Annotated in this window: 21 protein-coding genes; 6 read left to right on the top strand and 15 right to left on the bottom strand. The window is 73.0% G+C overall.

What is annotated here, in order from left to right:
• Positions 1–99: 99 nt before the first annotated feature.
• From AB0F29_RS31635 to AB0F29_RS31595, 9 genes are all read right to left on the bottom strand, one after another.
• Entirely contained in the window at positions 100–870 is a 771-nt protein-coding gene (locus AB0F29_RS31635; protein WP_361879282.1) for an FkbM family methyltransferase, read from the bottom strand.
• On the bottom strand, positions 867–1,094 hold the full coding sequence (locus AB0F29_RS31630; protein ID WP_361879279.1) for a Trm112 family protein: 228 nt from the start codon (positions 1,092–1,094) through the stop codon (positions 867–869). Before AB0F29_RS31630 ends, AB0F29_RS31635 begins: the two co-directional genes overlap by 4 nt.
• 108 nt (positions 1,095–1,202) lie before the next feature.
• Positions 1,203–2,096, bottom strand: a complete 894-nt coding sequence (locus tag AB0F29_RS31625) for a hypothetical protein (RefSeq protein WP_361879276.1) — start codon at positions 2,094–2,096, stop codon at positions 1,203–1,205.
• A 4-nt stretch (positions 2,097–2,100) separates the two neighbouring features.
• Positions 2,101–2,826 (bottom strand): class I SAM-dependent methyltransferase, encoded by a 726-nt coding sequence (locus tag AB0F29_RS31620; protein ID WP_361879274.1) that lies wholly within the window; start codon positions 2,824–2,826, stop codon positions 2,101–2,103.
• Entirely contained in the window at positions 2,823–4,151 is a 1,329-nt protein-coding gene (locus AB0F29_RS31615) for a condensation protein (RefSeq protein ID WP_361879271.1), read from the bottom strand. Before AB0F29_RS31615 ends, AB0F29_RS31620 begins: the two co-directional genes overlap by 4 nt.
• The gene (locus AB0F29_RS31610; RefSeq protein ID WP_361879268.1) at positions 4,151–8,593 is read right to left on the bottom strand and encodes an alpha-(1->3)-arabinofuranosyltransferase family protein; all 4,443 of its coding nucleotides are present in this window, start codon (positions 8,591–8,593) and stop codon (positions 4,151–4,153) included. The genes AB0F29_RS31615 and AB0F29_RS31610 overlap by 1 nt, the downstream gene beginning before the upstream one ends.
• Positions 8,590–9,309 (bottom strand): class I SAM-dependent methyltransferase, encoded by a 720-nt coding sequence (locus tag AB0F29_RS31605; RefSeq protein ID WP_361879265.1) that lies wholly within the window; start codon positions 9,307–9,309, stop codon positions 8,590–8,592. Before AB0F29_RS31605 ends, AB0F29_RS31610 begins: the two co-directional genes overlap by 4 nt.
• Entirely contained in the window at positions 9,306–10,499 is a 1,194-nt protein-coding gene (locus AB0F29_RS31600; protein ID WP_361879263.1) for a glycosyltransferase family 4 protein, read from the bottom strand. The genes AB0F29_RS31605 and AB0F29_RS31600 overlap by 4 nt, the downstream gene beginning before the upstream one ends.
• Positions 10,500–10,834: 335 nt before the next feature.
• Entirely contained in the window at positions 10,835–11,818 is a 984-nt protein-coding gene (locus tag AB0F29_RS31595) for a DUF3068 domain-containing protein (protein ID WP_361879260.1), read from the bottom strand.
• A 183-nt stretch (positions 11,819–12,001) separates the two neighbouring features.
• On the opposite strand from AB0F29_RS31595, the gene AB0F29_RS31590 reads away from it, so the two are divergent.
• Both AB0F29_RS31590 and AB0F29_RS31585 read left to right on the top strand, forming a co-directional pair.
• The gene (locus AB0F29_RS31590; protein ID WP_003970781.1) at positions 12,002–12,154 is read left to right on the top strand and encodes a hypothetical protein; all 153 of its coding nucleotides are present in this window, start codon (positions 12,002–12,004) and stop codon (positions 12,152–12,154) included.
• Positions 12,151–13,356: a helix-turn-helix domain-containing protein gene (locus AB0F29_RS31585; protein WP_361879257.1), complete on the top strand. Its 1,206-nt coding sequence runs from the start codon at positions 12,151–12,153 to the stop codon at positions 13,354–13,356. Before AB0F29_RS31590 ends, AB0F29_RS31585 begins: the two co-directional genes overlap by 4 nt.
• A 97-nt stretch (positions 13,357–13,453) precedes the next feature.
• On the opposite strand, the gene AB0F29_RS31580 is transcribed toward AB0F29_RS31585, so the two are convergent.
• From AB0F29_RS31580 to AB0F29_RS31570, 3 genes are read right to left on the bottom strand one after another with little or no spacing between them, the layout of a single operon-like run.
• The gene (locus tag AB0F29_RS31580; protein WP_018958030.1) at positions 13,454–14,239 is read right to left on the bottom strand and encodes a 3-oxoacyl-ACP reductase; all 786 of its coding nucleotides are present in this window, start codon (positions 14,237–14,239) and stop codon (positions 13,454–13,456) included.
• A gap of 5 nt (positions 14,240–14,244) precedes the next feature.
• Entirely contained in the window at positions 14,245–15,627 is a 1,383-nt protein-coding gene (locus AB0F29_RS31575) for an aldehyde dehydrogenase family protein (RefSeq protein WP_361879254.1), read from the bottom strand.
• A 27-nt stretch (positions 15,628–15,654) separates the two neighbouring features.
• Entirely contained in the window at positions 15,655–17,019 is a 1,365-nt protein-coding gene (locus AB0F29_RS31570) for a glutamine synthetase family protein (protein ID WP_018958032.1), read from the bottom strand.
• 187 nt (positions 17,020–17,206) lie between these two features.
• Between AB0F29_RS31570 and AB0F29_RS31565 the strand changes: the two genes are divergently transcribed.
• The 3 genes from AB0F29_RS31565 to AB0F29_RS31555 all read left to right on the top strand — a co-directional run bounded on the left by AB0F29_RS31565 (position 17,207) and on the right by AB0F29_RS31555 (position 20,381).
• Entirely contained in the window at positions 17,207–17,917 is a 711-nt protein-coding gene (locus tag AB0F29_RS31565) for an FCD domain-containing protein (RefSeq protein WP_361879482.1), read from the top strand.
• Between the two features lie 192 nt (positions 17,918–18,109).
• On the top strand, positions 18,110–19,579 hold the full coding sequence (gene eat, locus AB0F29_RS31560; RefSeq protein ID WP_361879251.1) for an ethanolamine permease: 1,470 nt from the start codon (positions 18,110–18,112) through the stop codon (positions 19,577–19,579).
• A gap of 52 nt (positions 19,580–19,631) precedes the next feature.
• Entirely contained in the window at positions 19,632–20,381 is a 750-nt protein-coding gene (locus AB0F29_RS31555) for a gamma-glutamyl-gamma-aminobutyrate hydrolase family protein (protein ID WP_361879249.1), read from the top strand.
• On the opposite strand, the gene AB0F29_RS31550 is transcribed toward AB0F29_RS31555, so the two are convergent.
• The 3 genes from AB0F29_RS31550 to AB0F29_RS31540 form a co-directional block, all read right to left on the bottom strand.
• Complete coding sequence (locus AB0F29_RS31550; RefSeq protein WP_361879246.1) at positions 20,284–21,042, bottom strand: hypothetical protein; 759 nt, start codon at positions 21,040–21,042, stop codon at positions 20,284–20,286. The genes AB0F29_RS31555 and AB0F29_RS31550 overlap by 98 nt on opposite strands.
• Before the next feature lie 162 nt (positions 21,043–21,204).
• On the bottom strand, positions 21,205–21,786 hold the full coding sequence (locus tag AB0F29_RS31545; RefSeq protein WP_007451990.1) for a TerD family protein: 582 nt from the start codon (positions 21,784–21,786) through the stop codon (positions 21,205–21,207).
• 71 nt (positions 21,787–21,857) lie between these two features.
• Positions 21,858–22,433 (bottom strand): TerD family protein, encoded by a 576-nt coding sequence (locus AB0F29_RS31540; protein ID WP_361879243.1) that lies wholly within the window; start codon positions 22,431–22,433, stop codon positions 21,858–21,860.
• Between the two features lie 286 nt (positions 22,434–22,719).
• Between AB0F29_RS31540 and AB0F29_RS31535 the strand changes: the two genes are divergently transcribed.
• Positions 22,720–23,151 (top strand): BlaI/MecI/CopY family transcriptional regulator, encoded by a 432-nt coding sequence (locus tag AB0F29_RS31535; protein WP_361879240.1) that lies wholly within the window; start codon positions 22,720–22,722, stop codon positions 23,149–23,151.
• The last annotated feature ends 1 nt before the right edge of the window (position 23,152 follow it).

The raw sequence follows: 23,152 nt of genomic DNA, 5'->3' as shown, positions 1-23,152 counted from the left end.
CCTGCGGGTGGCGGCGGTCGACGATCCGCTCCCGGACCGCGTCCCGCGCGCGGGCGCTGAGCGACGTGCGCTCCGGGCACCCGCCCGCTCCCACGACCGTCAGGCCGCGCCCGGGGTCCGCCCGTCCGGCAGGAAGAGCACCGAGTTGATGTACCGCTCCCGGTGCGGGATGAAGGCCCGGCGCAGCAGACCCTGGTGCACCAGGTGCTCCGTCCGCGCCTGGTGGGCCACCAGGTCGAACCCGTCGAGCGTGATCCAGCGCCGGCCCGCCAGCAGCCAGCCCGCGTAGCCCTGGCCGGTCAGCAGGTCGACCGCCGGTGCGATCGGGCCGAGCCGGCTCTCCAGCTCGATGAGCAGGGCCGGGCGGTCCTTGCGCAGCAGCTCCGCCGCACCGAGCAGCGCCGCCCGCTCGCCGCCGTCGACGTCCATCTTCACGAAGCCGACCCCGCTCAGTCCGAGACTGTCGACGGTGATCGACGGAACCTCCAGGCAGTGCGCGTGGATGTCGCGACGGGCCAGCGACGACACCCCCCGGTCGCCGCTGTCGCCCTCCGGGAACCACAGCTGCGCCGTGCCCGCCCGGTCGGACGCCGCGCCCTGGACCACCCGGGCGTTCGACGGCAGCGTCCGGCGCAGGTGGTCGGCCAGATGCGGCACGGGCTCGATGGTGACCACCTCGGCGCAGCGGGCGGCGAGCCGCCGCGACCAGGGGCCGTACCAGCCACCGATGTCGACGGCGATACCGTCCGGCGGACAGAAGTCGGCGAGCCGCCGGAGCTCGGGCTCGAAGCGCGGATACAGGGCGACGGCGGCCGAGCCGACCAGGCCCCCGGGCAGGCGGGACGCCACCGCCGCGGCGAACGTGGTCACGTCGCCGAGGCCTTGAGCCGGGTGAGCAGCCGCTCGTGGTCGTCCGCCCCGACCTTCCTGCCCGACGAGGGCAGCAACTGCGGGATGCCGTCCACGATCGGGTAACTCAGGCGCAGCCGGGGGTTGTAGAGCGCCTCCTCCGCCTCCTCATCGGCCACCAGGGACAGTGGGCCCTTGTCGAGCGGGCAGGCCAGCAGGGCCAGCAGCGGGTCATCGGGGTTCATCGGGTGGCTCCTCGGTGTCGGAGGTGTCGGAGGTGTCGGAGGTGTCGGAGGGCAGAGGTGGCAGGGGTGGCAGGGGTGGCGGGAGTGCCGGTGGTGCCGGATCCGGGGTCAGGACGGGGCCGCGGGCCGAGGGTCGTGGCGCGGCATGGCCAGCAGGACGGAGAGGGCGAGCGCCGTGCCGCCCACGCGCAGGGCCAGCAGCAGCGGATCGTCGGGAAGCGTCTCGCCGAAGGCGAGCGTCCCGAGGACCGCGGTGAACAGGCTGGTCACCGTGGTGCACACCGGCACGATGAGGGAGGCCCGGCAGCGCTGCAACGCCGTCTGCGACATCACCAGACCGGCCCCCGCCGTGAACAGCAGCAGATACGGATACGGGGACGCCAGCAGCGACCATGCGGCCTCGCCGAGACCGGGGCCGGTCAGGCGGCTGGACGTGCCCTTGATGGCCAGCGAGCTGACCCCGTAGAGCAGGCCCACCGCCACCCCGTACCCGATGCCGCTGGTCGGGACCCGGTGCCGTTTGGCCGCCCGGCTCTCGACCCGTACGTACAGCCAGACGCCCGCCCCCAGCGCGGGCACGCAGACCAGGAGCACCAGCGCCCACGGAGCGCCGCCGCCCACCACGTCCTCGCCCTCGCGCACCGAGGCGACGACCATCAGCAGGGCGATCAGCACCCCGCCGAGCGCGTAGCGTTCGCGGCCCGTCGACTCCTCACCGAGCACGGCCGACGACAACAGCAGGAGCAGCACCAGACCGGAGACGAAGATGCCCTGCGCCGCCGCGATCGGCAGCGCCCGGTAGACGATCAGCTGGGCCCCGAACCCGGCGGCCAGCGCCAGCGCGCCGACGATCCACAGCGGACTGGTCAGCAGTACCCGGATCACCCGCAGCGGCCGGCCGGCGGAGAGCGCGGGCAGCGAGCCGAGAGCCCGCTTCTCCACCACGAACCCCACGCTGTACAGCGCGTTGGCGACCAGCGCCGCGCCGACACCCCACCACATCGCGCTACCTCCGCCGCGCGTGGGCCAGCAGGATGGAGGCGGCCCCGGGCACGGCGCACGCCGCCCGGTCCAGCAGCCGCAGCGGACGCGGCACCCCGTGGAAGGGGGCGCCCGTGATCCTCACGTCGTCGAAGCCGGACGCCGCCAGGAACGAGCGCAGCGCACGGGCCGTGTACAGCCGCAGATGCCCGACCACCTCGGAGCCGGGGCGGCCGTGGATGCCGCGCAGACTGACCTCCGAGAACACCGGCTGCACCCCGGCGAGCAGCAGCGCCCGGTTGTACCAGGCCGCCAGGTTCGGGGTGGACAGCATCAGATGGCCGCCGGGCCGCAGGACCCGCCGCAGCTCGTCCAGCGCCTGGTCCGGGTCGACCAGATGCTCCAGGATCTCGCTGAACAGCACCGCGTCCGCGCACCCGTCGGCCAGCGGCAGCCCGCCGTGCTCCAGCTCGCCGCGGACCACGAGACCCATCCGGGGCCGGGCCCTGCGCAGCGCGTCCTGCGACCAGTCGACGCCGATCAGCCGGTGACCGGCCAGGACCGGGGCCGCCGTGGCCGCTGCCGTGCCGTCGCCGCACCCGATGTCGAGGATCACCTGCCCCGGGGCGCCCAGCGCGTCGGCCAGCAGCCGGGCCTGCCGCAGGGTGCGCCCGTCGCCCGAGGCGACGGGAACGGCCGGGTTCTCGTAGAAGTCCCGCAGCCCGGGCGGGGGAGAGGCGGTGCCGGTCATACGGTCTCCGAGGACGTCGAGGCCAGGTGACGGGTGAACAGCTCGCGCAGGCGTACGCCGTCCTCGTCGCCCAGCAGGGTGCGCGACCAGCGCAGCGTCAGATGCAGCCGGCCGCCCGTGGACGCCGTGGTGAACGTCAGCCCCCGGGGCATCCGGGCGGGCGCGGAGAACCACACGGCGGTGGCCCGGCCCGCCTCCCCGAAGTCCAACGGGTACGGCACCCGGCCGATGTTGCTCAGCAGCGTCGTCGAGGTCCACGGCCCCGCCAGCACCCGCAGCCCCCGGGTGAGGGCGGCGCGGGCGGCCACCGGCAGCAGCGGCGCGGTCAGCAGGGAGGCGGAACGCCCCAACGGCGGACGGGGGCACGCCTTGAGCGCCCGGGTGCGCTCCGCGGTCGCCCGCAGCAGTGCCGGGATGTCGGCCCCCCGCGCCGGTTCGGACGCGGCGAAGCCGACCTCCACCAGCCGGGTGCCGTTCCCGATCGGCATCTCGGGGCCCCGGGTGCGGTCGTCGACCGGCATGGTGATCCGCAGCGGCCGGCGGTCGGCCCCCGGCCCGCCCCGCTCCCGGTTCCAGTCGGCCACCGTGAGCGCGGTGGCCACCATCAGCTGGTCGTTCACCGTGTACGGCGCGCCGGACTCCCGCTTCGGGACCGGCAGTTCGACCAGCAGCATGGCGTTGCCCGGTACCGGCGAGGGCCCGGGCGAGCCCGCCGCGATCCGGGTGGGCCGGGCCAGCGGCGCCGCCGGGGACTCCCCGACGGACGGCTCGGACGTCGGCCGCGCGGGTGCGGGGGCCGGCGGGGTGCGGTGCGCCCCGTAGACCTCGGCGGCCGTCGCCGCCAGCCGCATGCAGGCCGGGCCGTCGAGGGCGGTGTGGTGCACGGTGAAGAGCAGCACACACCCTGCGGCGCCCGGCTCCTCGACCACGGCGAGCCGCAGCGGCGGCGACGCCGTCAGCGGAGGGGCCTCGTCCAGCGCCCGCGCCCGGGCCCGGGCGAGCGCCCCGGGCGCGGACGGCGGGAAGGAGACCGGATCCGTGTCGGGACTTCCGGTCAGCTCCCACTCGTAGCGCCGGGCGAACGGGGTCCGGGGGCGCTCCCGCATCAGCGCCCGGGGGTGCCGGGCGAGCGCCTCGGCGAACGCGGAGCGCAGCCGCGCCTCGTCCACCCGGCCGGGCAGATGGATCTCGATGTGCACGGTGTTCGGCTCGGTGTCCTGCGCACAGTGCCGGGCCACCTCGTCGACCACGGGGAACGGCACCCGGGCCGGGGCCCCGGGCCGGGACATGCCGCCCCGTGCCCGGGGGTGCTGCGTGGTCGCCATCAGGTGCCTCCTCCGGGACGGGACGGCGGCGGCTGCTGACCGCCGGGCTGCCGCGTCGGACCGTCACCGCCATGGCCGTCACCGCCATGGCCGTCACCGCCACGGCCGTCGCCGTGGCTGCCGCCTTCGCCTTCGCCTTCGCCTTCGCCCGAGCCGGATCCGTACCCGAATCCGGGCGCGGGAGGCGGAGTTCCCTGCGGACGCTTCGGGTCGGTGGACAGCGTCCGGCCCGAAGCGGCGGCGGCCTGCGCCGGCACCGTGGGCGCCTCGCCGCCCGCCGCGCCCCGGCCCCCGGCGGCCCGCCTGCCGAGCGGCTCGCGCCCGACCGTGACCAGGGCGGCGAACAGGCCGACCACCGCCAGGAACTGGGCTGTCGCGCCGAACGCGCCCTCTCCCGCCGCCGTGGTCTCCCCGGTGCCCACCGCCGCGACGACACCCGCGGCGGCCATCGCCGCGAACGCGACGGGCGCGAGCAGCCTCGGCCGGAAGTGGGCGAGCACGGCGAGGACCGGCACCGCCAGGGCGAGCGGCCCCGCGATCACCACCCCCACCAGGGTGAGCGCCACCGTGCCCAGGACCAGACCCGGACCGGGCGCGACGGGCTGCTCCTCGGCCGCGTACGGCTCCGCCCCCCGACGCCGCACGAACGCGAGCCCCACGAGCGCCAGGAGCAGGACCCCGGCGCCGATCAGACCCACCTGGTAGATCCGGGCCGGCTCGTACTCCAGGGTGACCTTGCCGCCCTCGCCCTCCGGGATCAGCCAGGCCTGTTGCCAGCCGTCGATCCGCAGCGGCGTCAGCTCCTCGCCGTCCAGGGTGGCCTTCCAGCCCTTGTTGTGGTTCTCGTGGATCTGGAGGTAGGAGGCCTCGCCCGCGCCGACGGCGATCGTGCGCCGGTCGCCGTCGCCCCGCTCGACGTCCACCGAACGCGGCGTGCTCGCCGCGGCCTCGGTGGTTCCGTTGCTCAGCGTGACGTCCGTGATGGCGAGCGGTCCCGCGTCACCCGCCTCCACGGTGGTGGACGAGGCGGCCAGCTCCACCGTGCCGCCCTCGGTGCACGGCGTGACCTCGATGGGCCGGCGCTGCGTCAGGTCCCGCACCAGGCCCTCGGCGCGGGTCTCCAGGAACGTACCGCCGACGGACAGGACTGGGCCCTTGCCGCAGGCCAGGCTGAAGGTCTTGTCCGGCTTGGGCTGCGGCGAGCGGTACTCCTCCAGGGCCGGGACGTAGACCTCGCTCAGCCCCACCGGCAGCTGCAACTGGTCGCCGGCGACCGGGTTGTGAACGGTCAGCGGCGCCTGACGCGAGATGGTGATGTCCATCCGGTCGGTCCTGATGGGCGAGAAGCGCGCCATGCCGTTCTCGTCCACCGAGGCCACCGCGGTGCCGTCGGGGGAGCTGATCTGCACCTGCTCGGGGCGGGTGGACAGGCCGCCGGCCGCCGCGAAGACGATCTCCCCGACCTCCTTCTTCTCCGGCCAGGACAGATGCAGTACGGGGCGTTCGCCCGCGATCCACGCCGTGGTCAGATCGCCGTCGGTCAGATTGCGCGGAGTGAGGCTGGTGCCCAGCCGCGCCGTGGAGTCGGCGCTCACGTCGATCTTGTCCCGCTCGCCCGTCAGCTCGAAGAGCAGCTTGTCCAGGGCCTCGCCGGGCACCGGCACCGCGCTCGCGGACACCTTGTACGCGCCCGCCTCCTGGGCGGTGAACTGCCGGTGCAGGCCGACCTCGGCCGCCACCGACGACAGACCGCCCGGGTCGCTGCCCCGCCGCAGCGAGTAGAGAGTGGAGTCCGCGCCCTCGCGCGGCGCGTCGGAGGGCAGCTCCAGCATCCGGGTCACCTGCACCCCGGGGATCGCGATGTCGGTGAAGCCGGCGCCGGTGAGCCCGGGACGCCCCTGCTGGGACTCCAGGATCGTCACCTTCAGCCAGGAAGCCTGCCCGGCGGGCGCGGCCACCGGCTGCGCCGATCCGTCCGTCTTCAGCGGGCTGTCCTTGAAGCCCCGCTCGGTCTCGACCCGGACGACGGTCGGCGCGGCCCGCACGTTGGCGCTGGGCAGCGGCGTCACCTGGAGCGAGCCCGGAAGCTCCGTCGGAGTGGTGAAGTCGATCCGCACCCACTCGTCCTCGGGAGAGCCCGGGGACCCCTCCGCCCAGCCGGTGTCCGGGTTGCCGTCGAAGGCGTTGACCGGGTCGTACTGCGGAAGATGGAACAGCCAGTTCCCCACCGACGAGGCGCTGACCTTCTTGGCGCCCCGCAGCACGGCCGTCGTCTGGTGCTCCGCGCCCGAGGTCGGCAGGATCTGCCGGGGGCTCCGGTCCGGGTCCTGCGTGGCCTCCACCGCGTTGCGCTCATCAGCGGTGTACGTGTACGAGGTGTTGGAGTTGACCAGACCGAACCGGGTGTCGGCGCGCCGTAGCCCGTCGCCCGCCGCGTACAGCGACGGGCGTCCCAGACCCGGGTGCGCGTCGCCGGCCAGCACGGCCGGCCGGCCGTGCAGCGCGCCGCTCGCCGACAGCGGCAGCAGGGACTCGGGCCCGCCGCTCACGACGGCCGTCGAGGCCACCGGGGCCGTGGTCGCCCGCCCCGGACGCTCGGTCCCGGCGGGCGGTTCGTAGATCTCCACGGCCCGCTGCCGCGGATAGAGGCCCTCGACTTGCACGGGGGTGTCCGCCGCGATCCGGCCGCCGGTCATCACGGGACCGAAACCGGTCACGCGCCGGTACCCGGACGCCTCCAGGGTGCGCTTCACCGTGGCCGTGGGGACGTACCCCAACTGGTCGGGATCCAGGTCGTTGCGGACCACCACATAGTGCAGCCCCGCCCGGTTGAGGTACTCGCTCAGCCCTGGCACCTGGCCGCCGGTGGTCAGCGCCTGCTCGACGGCGTCCATCGCCCGCCGGTTGCCCGGCGTGCCGAACGGCACGTAATCCCGTTGCGCCCAGGGCGAGTTCGCCAGCACGTCCAGCGGCTGGTCGATCGGGGAACCCCAGGTGTAGATGCCGTGCGCGGTCGCGGGGACCACCAGGGCGCGGTCGTCGGCCGAGTTCTTCTTCAGCCAGCTCCCGGTCGTCTCCCAGTACGCGGGCAGCTGCTGGAACGAACCCGTCTGGAGGATCGAGCCGTTGACGTACGGCCAGGCGAGACCCGGCAGCACGAGCGCGGCGGCGATCACCGGCACGAGCCGGCGGGCGCGCACCGCGCTGCCGCCGCCCCGCGCCGCCGCGGCGACGGAGGCCACCGCCGTGAGGTGCGCGAGACCCAGGGCCAGGGCCAGCGCCAGACCCGTCTGGAACTTGTAGATATTGCGGAACGGCACCAGCCAGCCGTCCAGCCAGTCCTGCACGGTCCCGTGGAACAGCCCGCCCAGCGCACCGCCGTAGCCGGCGAGCGTGATGAGCGCGACGCTCAGCACGGTCAGCACCAGCCAGCGGCGCTCGGGCAGATCACGGCGCGCCAGACCCGCCAGGCCCAGGGCGGCGGCGAGCGCCGAGCCCAGGATGGTGACGGTCGCGGTGGCGACGGTCCAGCCGGCGGGCAGCCAGGCCTCGCCGAAGTTCAGATAGCCGACCCAGTTACCGCCCCCGCGCAGCACCTCGGTCGCCGACATGGTCGTCGTGGTGGTGTACGAGGACTCCACGTACGGCATGAAGTTCTCGCCGTAGATCCCCAGCAGCAGCAGCGGAACGATCCACCAGGCGGTCGCCAGGATCACGCCCGGAATCCACCAGGCCAGCAGGGCGCGCTTGCGCGGCCCACCGGGACGGGACAGCAGGTACAGCCCCACCGGCAGCAGCGAGGCCAGCGTGGACGCGGCGTTGACGCCGCCCATCAGCGGGATCAGCAGCGCGGACCGGGCCGCCGCGATCCTCGGTGAGAGGCGCGGGTCCGTCAGCGGCAGCAGCACCCACGGCAGCAGGGCGCCCGGCAGGGCCGCCGCCGAGGTCGAGCCCACGACGATGGTGTACGTCGGCCACAGCGCGTACGCGACCGCGGCCGGCAGCCGGGTGGCCGGGGAACCCACGGCCAGCCGCTCCGCCAGCCGGAGCGCACCCCAGAAGGCGGTCGCCACGATCAGCGACAGCCACAGCCGCTCCGCGAGCCAGACCGGTAGGTGCAGCAGGTCGGCGGCCCCGTAGTACGGCAGCATCGGGATGGCGTAGCCGACGTACTGGTCGGCGATCCCGCCGAACCCGGCCCGGCTGTGCCACAGCTCGCCCAGGTCTCCCAGGAAGCGCCAGGGGTCCGCGACGACGCCGAGCTTGGTGTCGAACGTCATCCGGCCGGGCGACACCGCGAGGAAGGCCGCGAACACGGCGGCCCAGAAGCCCAGCAGCCAGCGCCGTGAGCGGGGCGTGGGCGGTCCGTCGGCGGGACCGGACGGCGCGGGACCCGCGCCCTCCGGGACCGTGGACCGGGGTGGGTGGACAGCGCTGGTCATGAACACCGCCGGAGGATGAGGAGGAGGTTCCAGGTGGCGAATTCCCGCAGTACGGGGATGCGCGGCACGAGCTGGGGAAGGACGGGCCAGTAGCGCGAGCGTGCTGAGACGACGGCCACGTCGGAGCGGCTCCGGACGTGGCTCAGGGTCTCCCCGACGCCGATCTTGAAGAGGTTCTCGCCGAGCCGGTGCTTGGCCGGGCCACCGGTGCGCCGCTCGTAGCGGCTCCGGGCGCGGTCGGCGCCGAAGTAGTGCCAGGGCGCCCACTCATGGCCGCCCCACGGGGAGAGCCAGTTGGTGTACGAGACGTAGATGAGGCCGCCGGGGCGGGTCACCCGCGCCATCTCGCTGAGGAAGGTGTGCGGGTCGGCGACGTGCTCCAGCACGTTGGAGGAGAAGCAGACGTCGGCCGCGCCGTCGGCGAGCGGCAGCAGATAGCCGTCGGCGACGACGGTGTCCGCGCGCTGCCCGGGGCCGATCTCGGTCGGATCCGGTTCGAAGAGGTAGCTGTGCGCGCCGCGTCGCCGGAACTCGCGGGTGAAGTAGCCGTCGCCGCCGCCGATGTCCACGACGACCTTGTCGCGGAGCGGCCCGTGCCGCTCGACCTGGTCGGCCGCGTCACGGGCCAGCAGGGTGTACGCCGTGGCGGGGTCGCCCTGTTCGCGCAGGAAGGCGCGGAACAGGGCGGCCGACCGCCGGAACGAGGGGTCCTTCACGCGCTCGCGCCGATCACCGGGGCGCTCGGGCCGCTCGCGGACCCGGCGCTCGCACCGGCGGTCGCCTCGGCGGCGACCGCGGCGAACCGGCGCACGCTGGCGGCCCACCGGTAGTCGGCGGCCCGTTCGCGGGCCGCCCTGCCCATCGCCTCGCGCCGCTCGTCGTCCAGCGCGAGCGCGCACCAGGAGGCGGCGAAGGACGACGCGCCCGGGGCGAGGATCCCGGTGACACCGTCCTCGACGGAGTCGCGCAGCCCCGGCACGTCGAAGCCCAGGGTCGGGGTGGACCGGGCCGCGGCCTCCGTGACGACGAGACCCCACCCCTCCACGGCCGCCGGGTGCAGCAGCATCCACGCGGCGCAGAGCAGCCGGTGCTTCTCCGCCTCGGTCACATGACCGGCGAACTCCACTCCAGGACCGGCGAGTTGTTCCAGCCGGGCCCGCTCGGGGCCGTCACCGACGATGACGAGCCGACCGCCGGTGACCGGCCGGACCCGCTCCCAGAGCTGGAGCAGCAGATCGATGCGCTTGTAGTCGACGAGCCGGCCCAGCGCCACGAACAACGGTGTGGCGGACCGCGTGCCCTGCGGGCTCGGCTCCTGGACGCCGTTGTGCACCACCCGGATCCGCCGGTCGGGCACGCCCAGTTCGCGCAGGGCGCCCGCCGTGGACGGGGACACCGCGATCATCAGGTGGTCGCGGTAGGCCCGGGACAGGGCCCAGTGTTCGAGCTTGCGCCCGGCACGGGCCACCGGCGTCGGGAAGCGCATGTCCCACAGATCGGTGTGCACGTGGTTGACCAGGCAGACCGTGGGTCCTCGGTGCCACAGCGGGGCCAGGTACGGCATGCCGTTGCAGACCTCGACGAGCAGGTCGCAGGTGCCGATCCGCCGGGCGAAGGCGGACCGCGCGCCGACGTAGTGCCCCAGGGCGGAGCCTGCCGAGACGACCCGGTAGGGCCGGCGGGCGGCCGGTCCGCCGCACAGCAGCGTGACGTCGTGGCCCTGCTCGGTGAGGCCCAGGGCGAGCTGGTCGACCAGCAGCTCGGAGCCGCCGGCGGCCGGATTGCCCAGGTCGCGATGGGCGAGGAAGACGATGCGTCGGGGGGTCGCGGGGATCGTTGCGGGCGCCGGGCCCTGACCCGGACGCGCGACGGCGTCAAGCAGTGGGGGAGGGACGTGCTGGGGCATGGGTGCTCCAACTCGGCTCGGGGGGCGGGGACGGGGGTGCGGCCCTCGGTGCGAGGGCCGCTTGGAGCGGGGACGTACCGGGGGGCCGGGACGGGGGCGCGCCGGGCCGGGGAACCCGGCTGCGGGGCGAGGGATCGAGAAGAGGGTGATGAGGGAGAAGAGAGGGACTGGGTGATGAACGTGATGAGGGTGATGAGAGTGATGAACGTGATGAGGAAGTGAAGAGGAGAAGGACGGACGGGACGAGACCGGGGGGCCGTGCTCTGGTGGGGATAGACAGTTTTCGGCACGGGTACGCGCCCGGCTACTCACCGGTGCAACAACTTGCCGGTAACTCAGGTGTGCGGAATCGTCATCATGTGAGTATTCGGCGCTTCCGGCTCCGTCCGGCGGCCCCGGACGACGAGCACGACGCCCGCCACGGCGAGCACACCGCCCAGCCCCGCCGCCCCGGCCGGCGCGGTCGTGCCGAGCATCGCCAGCCGGTCGCTGTCCGCCGATGCCAGCTCGACCTGCTTGAGCTGGGTCTCCTCGGTGAACTCCACCCGCCTGCTCTCCAGGAGCACGACGGCGTCCTTCTCGGAGCCCGGGGCCCGCAGCGTCTTCCTCGGGCCGATCGCCGCGTTCATGATCCGCCCGGTCCGCCGGTCGACCACCAGCTCGATGCCGCTGTTGGAATACCACTCCTCGGCCAGCACCTGGGGGATCTTCTTCTTCCCCACGAGCAGCCCGGGCACCTGGCGCACCCCGGTCCTGGTGGGCTCGACCTCACCCTTGAAGAGCAGGCCGGAGTAGCCCTGAACCTCCTGCTCACCGGCGTAGGAGAGCCGCACGACCCCGCCGAGCGTGCTGTCCCACCAGCGGTAGGAACGCTTCTCGACGTCGAAGGGGAACTTCAGATAGGCCTCCCCGTCGAACGTCGGGGATTCCTCGCAGCAGTGGACCGGCTCGTTCGTGACCCGGTCGGTCACCCAGCGCTCCAGCGTCCACTGGAGGGCGTCACGGGGGTCCGAGGCGGGCAGGGTGTCCTGGTGGTCGACCGAGGTGGAGACGTCCCACACGGCGTTGCCGCTCTTCTCACTGTCGGCCACGTCACCGCGCACCTGGCGCGTGATCGTGATCGTTCCGCCCTCGACCGTCTCCACCTCGGACGTGTCGAAATAGCTGCCCGTCCCGGTGAAGACGGTGGTGGTGTCGATGTCGATGGGGGTGCGCTTGGCATGCGGCTGGACGTACCAGACGAGCAGCGGCGCGAGGACGAGCAGGAAAACCCCTGCCCCCAACAGGACAAGCGACAGGGGTGAAGCGTTGTGGCGCATCCGGGCACTCCTGGGTCGAATCTCTTCGCGGAGGTGCACGGGCCCGGGCCGGTCAGCCCTTGATTGGCGTGAACAGTAAGCAAGCCCTTGACGGAATGTCAATGTGCTGTCGACACTGTGTCCCAGCCGGAGGGGCCCGGCTGACGGGGTGGGGATCGCCTCCAGCAAGGAGCTGACCCGACCATGCGCAGACTCATCGCCGCCGCAGTCACCGTTCTGGTGGCCGCCACACTCGCCGTTGGTGCGGCGGTCGGTGTCGTGGCACTGCTCGACGCCACTCCCGACCAGCCCAATACGCCCCTGATCAGCTATGACACCGCCCCGGCGGTTCCGTGACCCGCCCGGCCTGGCAGGACGTTCCCCGGTCGAAGCTCGACCGTTTCGAGGCGATCGCCCGGTCCGAGGCCCCCGAACTCGCTCAGATGATCCTGTACCAGATTCGCCAGGAATATCCCTATCTGCAGCTGGTCGAGGACGAGTCCGGGGAGCCGCTGGCCCTCGTCGGCATCCGCCGCGCCATCGAAGGCTTCGTCCACAACCTCACCGCCGGCGCCCACCCCCGGGTGCCGCCGGAGATGTTCCAGGAGTTCGGGCGCGGCGAGGGCCTTGAGGGCCGCAGCCTCGACGCGCTCCAGGCCATCTACCGCCTCGGGGTCCGGCTCACCTGGCGCAGGCTCGCCGAGATCGGCCAGCAGGTCGACATCCCCGCGCCCGCCATGTACGAGCTGGCCGAATCGGGATTCGAGTATCTGGACGGGCTCGTGGAACAGTCGGTACGGGGCTACGCCGAAGCGGCGGCCCGGCGCGCCAGCGAACGGCTCCGCCTCCAGCGCCAGCTGATCGAGCTCCTCCTGGTGGAACACCGGGGCGATGTGTCGGTGGCCCTGTCCGAGCGGGCCGCCCGCATCGGCTGGGAGCTCCCGGAGACGATCGCCGTGGGTGTGCTCATGCGCCCGGCCCGCGAGGCCGTGGCCCCGGCGGTCGGGCAGGGCATTCTGCTGGAGATGGAGAGCGAGCAGCCACGCATCGTCATCCCGGACCCGGACACGGCGGGCCGTGCGGAGACCCTGCGGCGCGCCACGGCCGGCTGGTCCGGGGCGATCGGCCCGGCGGTCCCGCTGGCGGCCGCGGCGACCTCGCTGCGGTGGGCGGAGACCGCGGTCCAGCTGATCAAGAAGGGTCTGCTGCCGCAGGGCGAGGTGCTGTACTGCACCGAGCGGACGGAGGAACTGCTGCTGCTCCCCGCCCAGGAGCTGATCGACGCGTCCGCCCGCCGCTGCCTCGCCCCGCTGGAGGGCCTCAGCCCGACCCAGGCCCGGCGCCTGGCCGAGACGCTGCTCGCCTGGATCGAGACCCCCGGCGGCGCCCCGGAGGTGGCCGCCCGCCTCGGCATCCACCCCCAGACGGCCCGCTACCGGCTGCGGCAGATCCGTGAGCTGTGGGGTGACGCCATCGACGAACCCGATCAGCGCTTCGAGATGCTCCTGGTGCTCCGCGCCCGGCGTCTGCGGGGTGATCCGGCCGCCACCGCGGGCTGAACGGCGACCGGGGGCCGCGACCGGGCGGCCGGACGTCCGTGAACGTCCGGCCGCCGGTGCCGTCGGCAGACCGCAGGGACGGCCGGCACTCTCCGGATCAGACCGGGGTGACGTACGCTCCGGCGATCCCGCCGTCGACCAGGAAGTCCGTGGCGTTCACGAACGAGGAGTCGTCGCTCGCGAGGAACGCGACGGCGGCGGCGATCTCGGTCGGCTCGGCGAACCGACCGACCGGGATGTGCACCAGACGCCGGGCGGCCCGCTCCGGGTCCTTGGCGAACAGCTCCTGGAGCAGTGGGGTGTTGACCGGGCCGGGGCACAGGGCGTTGACCCGGATGCCGTCGCGCGCGAACTGCACCCCCAGCTCGCGCGACATCGCCAGGACCCCGCCCTTGGACGCGGTGTACGAGATCTGCGAGGTGGCCGCGCCCATCCGGGCCACGAAGGAGGCCGTGTTGATGATGGAGCCCTTGCCCTGCTCGCGCATATAAGGGATCGCCGCCTTGCAGCAGAGGTACACGGAGGTCAGGTTGACCTCCTGCACCCGACGCCAGGCCTCCAGGCCGGTGTCCAGGATGGAGTCGTCGTCCGGCGGGGAGATCCCCGCGTTGTTGAACGCGATGTCGACCGAGCCGTAGGTGTCGAACGCGGCCTTGAAGAGGGCGTCCACCTGGTCGGCGTCGGTGACGTCGGTACGGACGAAGAGCCCGCCCGCCTCCTCGGCGGCCGCCTTGCCGCTCTCCTCGTCGACATCGGCGCAGACGACGTGCGCACCCTCGGCGGCCAGCCGCCGGACGGTGGCCAGGCCGATCCCGCTGCCGGCTCCGGTGACGACGGCGGTGCGGCCTACCAGGCGGCGGCAGACGGAAGAAGTGTCGGTCATGGTGCTCAGGCCTCCGTGCTGATGAAGACGTTCTTGGTTTCGGTGAAGGCGGCCAGCGCGTCGGGGCCGAGCTCGCGGCCAAGACCCGACTGCTTGTAGCCGCCGAAGGGGGTCGCATAGCGCACGCCGGCGTGCGAGTTGACGGAGAGGTTGCCGGCCCGCAGCCCCTGGCTCACGCGCAGCGCGCGGCCGACGTCCCGGGTCCAGACCGAGCCGGCGAGTCCGTAGTCGGTGGCGTTGGCGAGGCGCAGCGCGTCCTGCTCGTCCTCGAACGCCAGGACCACGGCGACGGGCCCGAAGACCTCCTCGACTGCCACCGGCGCCTCGGGCGAGACCCCGGCGAGGACGGTCGGCGGGTACCAGAACCCGGGACCCTCGGGGGCCGTTCCGAGGATGGTCCGGCCGCCGTCGGCTCCCCGGCCACCGTCGACGAGCTCCCGGACGCGTTCCCGCTGGACGGCCGAGATCAGGGGCCCCATCTGCGTCTTCTCGTCGGCCGGGTCGCCCACCACGACGGCGGCCACGGCCGGGACGAGCGAAGCGAGGAAGCGGTCGTACACGGACCGCTCGACCAGGATCCGGGTGCGGGCGCAGCAGTCCTGACCGGCGTTGTCCAGGAAGGACATCGGCGCGGCCGCCGCGGCGGCCTCCACATCGGCGTCGGCGAAGACGATGTTGGGGCTCTTGCCGCCCAGCTCCAGGGTGAGCCGCTTCACGCGCTCCGCGCAGCGGGTCATGATGTGCTTGCCGGTCCGGGTGGAGCCGGTGAACACGATCTTCGCGACACCCGGGTGCTCGACCAGGGTGCTCCCGGCCACCGGCCCCTCGCCGGGCAGCACCTGGAAGAGCCCCTCGGGAAGCCCGGCCTCCAGGGCGAGTTCGGCCAGCCGGAGGGCGGTCAGCGGTGTCGTCTCGGCGGGCTTGAGCAGGACGGCGTTGCCTGCCGCGAGGGCCGGGGCGAGACCCCAGGCGGCGATCGGCATCGGGAAGTTCCACGGGGCGATGACCCCGACGACGCCCAGCGGCTCCAGGATCGTGAAGTCGATGCCGCCCGCCACCGGGATCTGCCGGCCCAGGAGCCGTTCGGCGCCGCCCGCGCTGTAGTCGAGGAGATCCCGTACGTTGCCGGCCTCCCACCGGGCGTTGCCGATGGTGTGTCCGGCCTCGCGGACCTCCAAGCGGGCCAGTTCCTCGATGTGTCCGTCGACGACGACGGCGAAGCGGCGCAGCAGCCGCGCCCGGTCGGCGGGCGCGGCGGCCGCCCAGCGCCGCTGGGCGGCGGCGGCACGGGTGACGGCGGCGTCCACATCGGTGGCGGAGGCCGCCGGGACGGTGGCGATGACCTCGGCGGTCGCCGGGTCGAGGACGTCCAGGGTGGGTCGGGACACGTACGGACCTCGTTCGGGAAGTGGTGGTCAGAGGCGTTCGAAGGAGCGGCGCAGTTCCCAGTCGGTCACCGCGGAGTCGTACGCGGTCAGTTCGACGCGGGCCATGTTCAGATAGTGGGCGACGACCTCCTCGCCGAACGCCTCCTTGGCGATGGGGCTGGCCTCCCACAGCTCGGCGGCCTCGCGCAGGGTGGTCGGCACCTGGTCGTAGTCCCCGGTGTAGGCGTTACCCGTACAGGCCTCGGGCAGCTCCAGCCCGTGCTCGACCCCGTACAGTCCGGCGGCGACAAGACCGGCGACGGCCAGGTGCGGGTTGACGTCGCCGCCGGGCAGCCGGTTCTCGAAGCGCATCGACCGCCCGTGGCCGACGACCCGCAGGGCGCAGGTGCGGTTGTCGACGCCCCAGGCGACGGCGGTGGGGGCGAAGGAGCCGGGCTGGAAGCGTTTGTAGGAGTTGATGGTGGGCGCGTAGAGGAGGGAGAAGTCCCGCAGGGCTGCGAGCTGCCCGGCCAGGAAGTGCCGCATCAGCTCGGACATGCCGCCCTCGCCCTCGCCCGCCATCATGTTCGCGCCGTCCGCGTCGGTCAGCGAGAGGTGGATGTGGCAGGAGTTGCCCTCGCGCTCGTCGTACTTGGCCATGAACGTCAGCGAGACGCCCTCCTGGGCCGCGATCTCCTTGGCGCCCGTCTTGTAGACGGCGTGCTGGTCGCAGGTGGTGAGCGCCTCGTCGTAGCGGAAGACGATCTCGTGCTGGCCGGGACTGCACTCGCCCTTGGCGGATTCGACGGTCAGCCCGGCCTCCTGCATCTCGTTGCGGATCCGGCGCAGCAGCGGCTCGATGCGGCCGGTGCCGAGGATCGAGTAGTCGATGTTGTACTGGTTGGCCGGGGTCAGCCCGCGGTAGTCGCGGTCCCAGGCCTCCTCGTAGCTGTCCCGGAAGACGATGAACTCCAGCTCCGTGCCGACCTGCGCCGTGTATCCGAGCTCCGCCAGCCGGTCGAGCTGGCGGCGCAGGATCTGACGCGGGGCAGCCACCACCGGACTGCCGTCGTGCCAGGCGAGATCCGCGATCAGCAGGGCGGTCCCCTCGTGCCAGGGGACGGGGCGCAGGGTGGCGGGATCGGGGACCATGCCGAAGTCGCCGTAGCCGTTCTCCCACGAGGACATCGCGTAGCCGTCGACGGTTCGCATCTCGGTGTCCACGGCCAGGAGGTAGTTGCAGCCCTCGGTGCCGTGCTCCAGCACCTCGTCGAGGAAGAACCCGGCCGCGAACCGCTTCCCCTGGAGCCTGCCCTGCATGTCCGGGAAGGCCAGCACCACGGTGTCCATCGACCCGTCCGCGACCCGTGATCGGAGCTCGTCGACGCCGAGCGGGGGTGTGCGGTCTGCCACGGGATGCCTCCTTGGGTGAACCGGGAGGCTTAAGGTATGACAGGGAACCATTGCTTGGGAAGGGGATCGGTCAGTGGCCACCAGGAGAAGAGCGGACGACACCCGTTCGGCGGTAGCGGCGGTGGCCGCGACGGAGGTGGTGCCCGCGGCGGCGGTCGACGCCGCCGGGGGTGTCGGAGGTGACGCCGTGATCGGCCCGCCGGCCTCCGTGCTGCGGCCCGTCCGTGCGGGCAACGGCTTCGAGGAGGCGCTGGAGCAGCTCCTCCAGCTGCTGCGACTGGGGCTGGTTCCGCCGGGCGAACGGCTGCCCTCCGAACGCGAGTTGTCCCAGCACCTGAGGATCAGCCGGGTGACGCTGCGTGAGGTCCTCAAGGTGCTCCAGGACCAGAACATGGTCGAGAGCCGCCGGGGCCGCTACGGAGGAACGTTCGTCCTGCCGCGCACCGCGGCCCCCGACAGCGATGGCGAACTGCGCCGCCGCATCGCCGCCGTCGACGTGGAGGACACCCTGCGCTTCCGCGAGGTGCTGGAGGCCGGAGCGGCGGGCCTGTGCGCCGAAGGGCTCCCGGCGCACGGCGGGGCCAGGCTGCGGGCCGTGCTCGACGCGACACGGGGCGCCAGGCTGGAGGACTATCGCCGCCAGGACACCCTGCTCCACCTCACGCTCGCCGAACTCTCCGGCTCCCGCACGCTCGCCGCGCAGTACGCCGCGGTCCGGGCCACCCTCAACGAACTGCTCGACTGCATCCCGCTGCTGGTGCGCAACCTGGAGCACTCCCAGCAGCAGCACGCGGCCGTCGTCGAGGCGGTGCTCGACCGGGACGCGGAAGCGGCCCGCGAGATGATGCGCGAGCACTGCGGAGGCACGGCGGCCCTGCTGCGCGGCTTCCTCGCCTGAGCCGGCCTGATCGACAGGGCGTCCCCCGGTGGGTGTCCGGCGCGGAGGCGAATCCGTAACCACGATCCGAATCCTTGACCACTCTTCAACGCACGCCCCTTGCGATTCCCCCGGCGTTCCACAAAGGTGTGCCGACGGACCTTTGATCGACGCAGTTCCAACGATGAAGTCGACACACATCTGGAGCGCCTCATGGCTCAGGGAACCGAAACACCCGCCGGACCACCCGGTGACGCGAGCCCGGGGGTGTCCGGCACGGACGCGTATCTGCACCGCAGGACCCTGCGCCGGGGCAGTGCCGGCTGGCTCCTGCTGACCGGGCTCGGCGTCGCCTACGTCGTCTCCGGCGACTTCTCCGGCTGGAACATCGGCCTGTCCAAGGGCGGCTTCGGCGGACTCGCCGTCGCCATGGTCCTGATGGGCGTCATGTACGCGTGTCTGGTCTTCGCGCTGGCCGAACTCTCCGCCATCCTGCCCACGGCGGGCGGCGGCTACGGCTTCGCCCGGCGGGCGCTCGGCACCTGGGGCGGCTTCCTCACCGGCACGGCCATCCTCATCGAGTACATCCTCGCGCCCACCGCGATCGCGCTGTTCATCGGCGACTACGTCGAATCGCTCGGCCTGTTCGGCCTCACCTCCGGCTGGCCCGTCTACCTCGCCTGCTTCGCGATCTTCATCGGCATCCACCTCTGGGGGGTCGGCGAGGCGCTCCGCTTCAGCCTGGTGGTGACCGCCATCGCGGTGGCCGCGCTGCTGATCTTCGCCGTCGGCGCGTTCACCGAGTTCGACGCGGGCCGCCTCAACGACATCCCGGCGGACCCCTCCGCCTTCGGCTCCTCCTCCTGGCTGCCGTTCGGACTCCTCGGGATCTGGGCGGCCTTCCCGTTCGGCATGTGGTTCTTCCTCGGCGTGGAGGGCGTGCCGCTCGCCGCCGAGGAGGCCAAGGACCCGGTCCGCTCGATGCCCAAGGCCCTGGCCATCTCCCTGGCCGTGCTGGTCCTCCTGGCCGTCATCACCTTCATCTCCGCCACCGGCGCCCAGGGGGCCGACGCCATCAAGGAGGCCGGGAACCCGCTCGTGGTGGCCCTGCAGGGCACCGGTGAGCCGACCGCCCTGAGCCGCTTCGTGAACTACGCGGGCCTCGCCGGACTGGTGGCCTCCTTCTTCTCCCTGATCTTCGCCGGATCCCGCCAGCTGTTCGCCCTCTCCCGGGCCGGCTACCTGCCGCGCTTCCTCTCGCTGACCAACCGCCGCAAGTCCCCCTACCTCGGCCTCCTGATTCCCGGAATCATCGGGTTCACGCTCGCCGCCTGGAGCGGGGACGGCGGCCGGATGCTGAACGTCGCCGTCTTCGGCGCCACGATCAGCTACGCCCTCATGGCCCTCTCCCACCTGGTGCTGCGCCGCCGCGAACCGGAGCTGCCCCGCCCCTACCGCACCCCCGGCGGCGCGCTCACCTCGTCCGTGGCCTTCGTTCTGGCATGCTCGGCGCTGGTGGCGACCTTCCTGGTGGACCGCGACGCGGCGTTCATCGCGCTGGGCGTGTACGCGGTGGCGCTGGCCTACTTCGCCCTCTACAGCCGTCACCGGCTGGTCGCGGGGGCCCCGGAGGAGGAGTTCGCCGCCCTGGCCGCGGCCGAGGCCGAACTCGCCCGCGACTGAGCCCCGCACCCCTTCCATCCGGCCCCCACCGATCCAACGAGGAGCACGTCCCATGTCCCGGCCCGTCATCGGTATCAGCACCTACCAGGACCCGGCCCGCTGGGGGGTGTGGGAGATGCCCGCGGTGCTGCTGCCCGCCGGCTATCCCCGCCTCGTCCGGGCGGCGGGCGGGCTCGCCGTGCTGCTGCCGCCCGATGACGCGCGGGACGCGGCCCGGGACACCGTCGCCGCCCTCGACGGGCTGGTGATCGCCGGGGGAGCGGACGTCGAACCGGCGCGCTACGGCGCGGTCGCCGATCCCCGTACCGGCCCCCCGGCCCGCGAACGCGACGTCTGGGAGCTGGCGTTGATCCGGGCCGCGATCGAACGGGAGGTCCCGCTGCTCGGCATCTGCCGGGGCATGCAGCTGCTGAACGTCGCCCTCGGCGGCACCCTGCACCAGCACCTGGACGACCACACCGGCGGCCCCGGCGTCTTCGGCAGCCACCCGGTGACCCCCGTGCCCGGCACCGCGTACGCGGACGCCGTCCCGGAGACCGCCGTGGTGCCCTCCTACCACCACCAGGCGGTCGACCGGCTCGGCGGCGGCCTGGTGGCCTCCGCACACGCACCCGACGGGACCGTGGAGGCCCTGGAACTCCCCGGGCACGGGAGCCTGGTGCTCGGTGTGCAGTGGCACCCGGAGATGGGCGAGGACACCCGGGTCATGGCCGCTCTGGTCGGGGCGGCCGGGGCGCGGGCGGCGCTGAGCCCTCGAACCCCGGACCGGAGAAGTCGGGCCCCGCGAACGCCGGTGAGCTGAAACGGGAGCCGAGGCCCTCGCCCGCACCCGGCGTGGGCGTCGCCGCGCCGGCCAGCTCCTGGAGGAGGAACGGCCTGATCCCCCGGTCGCGCAGCGCCGCGAGCCACGTCTCACGGGCGTCGTCGACGGCGGGGAACCGGTCGGGCACGGTCGCCGCGCCGTCGGCCGACTGCTTCGCCGCCGTGCGGTACAGGGCGACGGCGCTGACCAGGGCCGTGACCGCCGCGACCACCAGACTGAACCAGCCCACGCCGACGAGGGTGCCCGCCAGGGAAGGCAGCGCCCCGGCGAGTCGCAGACCGTAGCCCAGCAGCAGGAACGTCGCCGCGGCCACGGCGGCGAGCACCGGCGTCAGCACCCCGAGGACTGCCAGCACCCCGGCCCCCGGCCGCTCCTGATCGCCCGGTCCGGAGAGCGGCGAGCCTCCGGCGTTCTGCCGTCCGCCCCGGGCGCGCCGCCGCAGGGCCGCGTAGCGCAGGTACTCGGCGTCTGCCGCGGGCGTCGTGCGTGCCACGGCCGCCAGGCCCCGGACGCGCAGCCGGCCGCCGGGTACTCCCGAGCGTTCGAGCAGGCGTTGGATCTCCGGGGAGGCGATCACCTCGTCGAGTGCGCGTCCGTAGTCGGCGCTGTCCTCGTCCCCGAGCCGGGTGGGTCTGCCCATGCTGTCCCTCGGTCGACACAGGTGTGCCGACACCTGTGTGATGGATGTTCCGCCCACCGCACCGCGGGGGCGCGCACGTGCCGCGTGCGCACCTCCGCGGCTGTCCGGTGAGGCGTTCGAAGCGTGCTGGAAGGGTGTTCCGGGAGGGTGGTTCCGGAGGGGCTAGAGGTGCTGCGCGACCGCGGGCATGAGGTCCTGGAAGGTCCGCCCGTCCGCCGGCGCCCCGATCGCGGTCATCTGCCAGCCCGAGCCGGACCGCTGGACCTTGGCCATGATCTGGGCGGTGTGCCGCCCGCCGCCGGTCAGGGTGTACCGGGCCAGCTCCTGGCCGTTGCTCTCGTCGACCAGACGGCAGAAGGCCGCCTCGACCTCCTCGAAGGTCTGGCCGGTGAAGGAGTTCACCGTGAAGACGATCTGGTCCACATGGACCGGTACACGCCGCAGGTCGACGACGATGGACTCGTCGTCCCCGCCCTGGCCCGCTCCGCCGACCCGGTTGTCCCCGGTGTGCTGGACCGAACCGTCGTCACTGGTCAGGTGCTGGAAGAAGACCACGTCCTGCGGGGCCTGGCCCGCGAAGAGCACCGCCGAGGCGTCCAGGTCGATCTCGCGGGCGGTCAGCCGCGCCAGGAATCCCTTACGGGGAGCGGACTTCCAGCCCAGTCCCATCCGTACGACACCGAGCTCGCCGCCGCCGGACTTGGTGAGGCTGACCTGCTGGCCCTTGGTGAGGTTGATCGTCATCGTTCCGCCTTCGGTGACTGGGGACTGGAGTGCCTACGGTAGGGGGCGTGCGCGCCGAGGATCCCGACGGCTCAGAGGCTGACGCCGAAGTCGGCGACGATGCCGCTGAGGCCGGAGGCGTAACCCTGCCCGACCGCACGGAACTTCCACTCGGCGCCGTGCCGGTACAGCTCGCCGAAGACCATCGCGGTCTCGGTGGAGGCATCCTCGCTCAGGTCGTAGCGGGCGATCTCCGCGCCGCCCGCCTGGTTCACCACCCGGATGTACGCGTTGCGCACCTGGCCGAAGCTCTGCCCCCGGCTCGCCGCGTCGTGGATCGAGACCGGGAACACGATCTTCGCGACGGTCGCGGGCACCGAGGCGAGGTCGACCTTGACGATCTCGTCATCGCCCTCGCCCTCACCGGTGAGGTTGTCGCCGGTGTGCTCGACCGACCCGTCGGGGCTCCTGAGGTTGTTGTAGAAGACGAAGTGCTCGTTGGACAGCACCTTGCCCGCCTCGTCGCAGAGCAGCGCGCTCGCGTCCAGGTCGTAGTCGGTGCCGGTGGTCGTGCGGACGTCCCAGCCGAGACCGACGAGGATCGCGGTCAGCCCCGGGGCCTCCTTGCTCAGCGAGACGTTTCCGCCCTTGGCGAGGCTCACGCCCATGATGTTCTCCCTTGTGCGGTGACGGGTGTTCTTTTGTTCTTTGTGCGGTGACGGGTGTTCACGTGGTGGCGGCCACGCCACGGGTGACGGCGCGGACACTCTGCGACTACGAGAAAAATCTACAGCACTGTAGATTTCTGGCGCCAGGCAGTGTTCGGTCCGCCCCGGCCGGTCGCCGGTGCCTCCGCCGGCTGGATACGATTTCCCGACGCCCGGCAGGCGAGACGCCGCAGCAGGGCGGCCGAACGGACAAACCGGGCGGACGGACGGAGAGAGGGGTCGGGCCGTGGACGCCGAAGGAGCCGGTGGCGAGCGGGAATCGCCCGCCCGCAGGCGTGGCCAGGGCGAGCTGGAGGCCCAGGTGCTGTCGGTGCTGGGCGGGGCGAGCGAGCCGGTGACCGCCGCTTGGGTGCTGGAACGGCTCGGCGCGGGCCTGTCGTACAGCACCGTCATCACGATCCTGACGCGTCTGCACGCCAAACAGGCGGTCACACGCACCGGACGGGGCCGCCCCGTCCTGTGGGAGCCCGTGGCGAACGAGGCGGGGCTCGCCGCCCTGCGGATGCGCCGGCTCCTCGACAAGCAGAGCGACCGGGACGCGGTGCTCTCCAGCTTCGTCTCCGTCCTCTCCTCGCACGACGAGGACTTGCTGCGGGCCCTGCTCGCCGAGAGCGGTTCCGACGACACCGGAACGCCCCCGGACCGGCCGGAGCGCTGAC

The sequence above is a fragment of the Streptomyces sp. NPDC026589 genome (assembly GCF_040638385.1).
Taxonomy (GTDB): Bacteria; Actinomycetota; Actinomycetes; order Streptomycetales; family Streptomycetaceae; genus Streptomyces.
Note: the sequence above shows the minus strand (reverse complement) of the source record. Positions and strands in the feature narration are given on the sequence as shown.

Coding starts and splice junctions, on each gene's coding strand:
- AB0F29_RS31630 (WP_361879279.1), bottom strand. CDS start 1,094: ATGAACCCCGATGACCCGCTGCTGGCCCTGCTGGCCTGCCCGCTCGAC.
- AB0F29_RS31625 (WP_361879276.1), bottom strand. CDS start 2,096: ATGTGGTGGGGTGTCGGCGCGGCGCTGGTCGCCAACGCGCTGTACAGC.
- AB0F29_RS31620 (WP_361879274.1), bottom strand. CDS start 2,826: ATGACCGGCACCGCCTCTCCCCCGCCCGGGCTGCGGGACTTCTACGAG.
- AB0F29_RS31615 (WP_361879271.1), bottom strand. CDS start 4,151: ATGGCGACCACGCAGCACCCCCGGGCACGGGGCGGCATGTCCCGGCCC.
- AB0F29_RS31610 (WP_361879268.1), bottom strand. CDS start 8,593: ATGACCAGCGCTGTCCACCCACCCCGGTCCACGGTCCCGGAGGGCGCG.
- AB0F29_RS31600 (WP_361879263.1), bottom strand. CDS start 10,499: ATGCCCCAGCACGTCCCTCCCCCACTGCTTGACGCCGTCGCGCGTCCG.
- AB0F29_RS31595 (WP_361879260.1), bottom strand. CDS start 11,818: ATGCGCCACAACGCTTCACCCCTGTCGCTTGTCCTGTTGGGGGCAGGG.
- AB0F29_RS31590 (WP_003970781.1), top strand. CDS start 12,002: ATGCGCAGACTCATCGCCGCCGCAGTCACCGTTCTGGTGGCCGCCACA.
- AB0F29_RS31580 (WP_018958030.1), bottom strand. CDS start 14,239: ATGACCGACACTTCTTCCGTCTGCCGCCGCCTGGTAGGCCGCACCGCC.
- eat (WP_361879251.1), top strand. CDS start 18,110: ATGGCTCAGGGAACCGAAACACCCGCCGGACCACCCGGTGACGCGAGC.
- AB0F29_RS31555 (WP_361879249.1), top strand. CDS start 19,632: ATGTCCCGGCCCGTCATCGGTATCAGCACCTACCAGGACCCGGCCCGC.
- AB0F29_RS31550 (WP_361879246.1), bottom strand. CDS start 21,042: ATGGGCAGACCCACCCGGCTCGGGGACGAGGACAGCGCCGACTACGGA.
- AB0F29_RS31545 (WP_007451990.1), bottom strand. CDS start 21,786: ATGACGATCAACCTCACCAAGGGCCAGCAGGTCAGCCTCACCAAGTCC.
- AB0F29_RS31540 (WP_361879243.1), bottom strand. CDS start 22,433: ATGGGCGTGAGCCTCGCCAAGGGCGGAAACGTCTCGCTGAGCAAGGAG.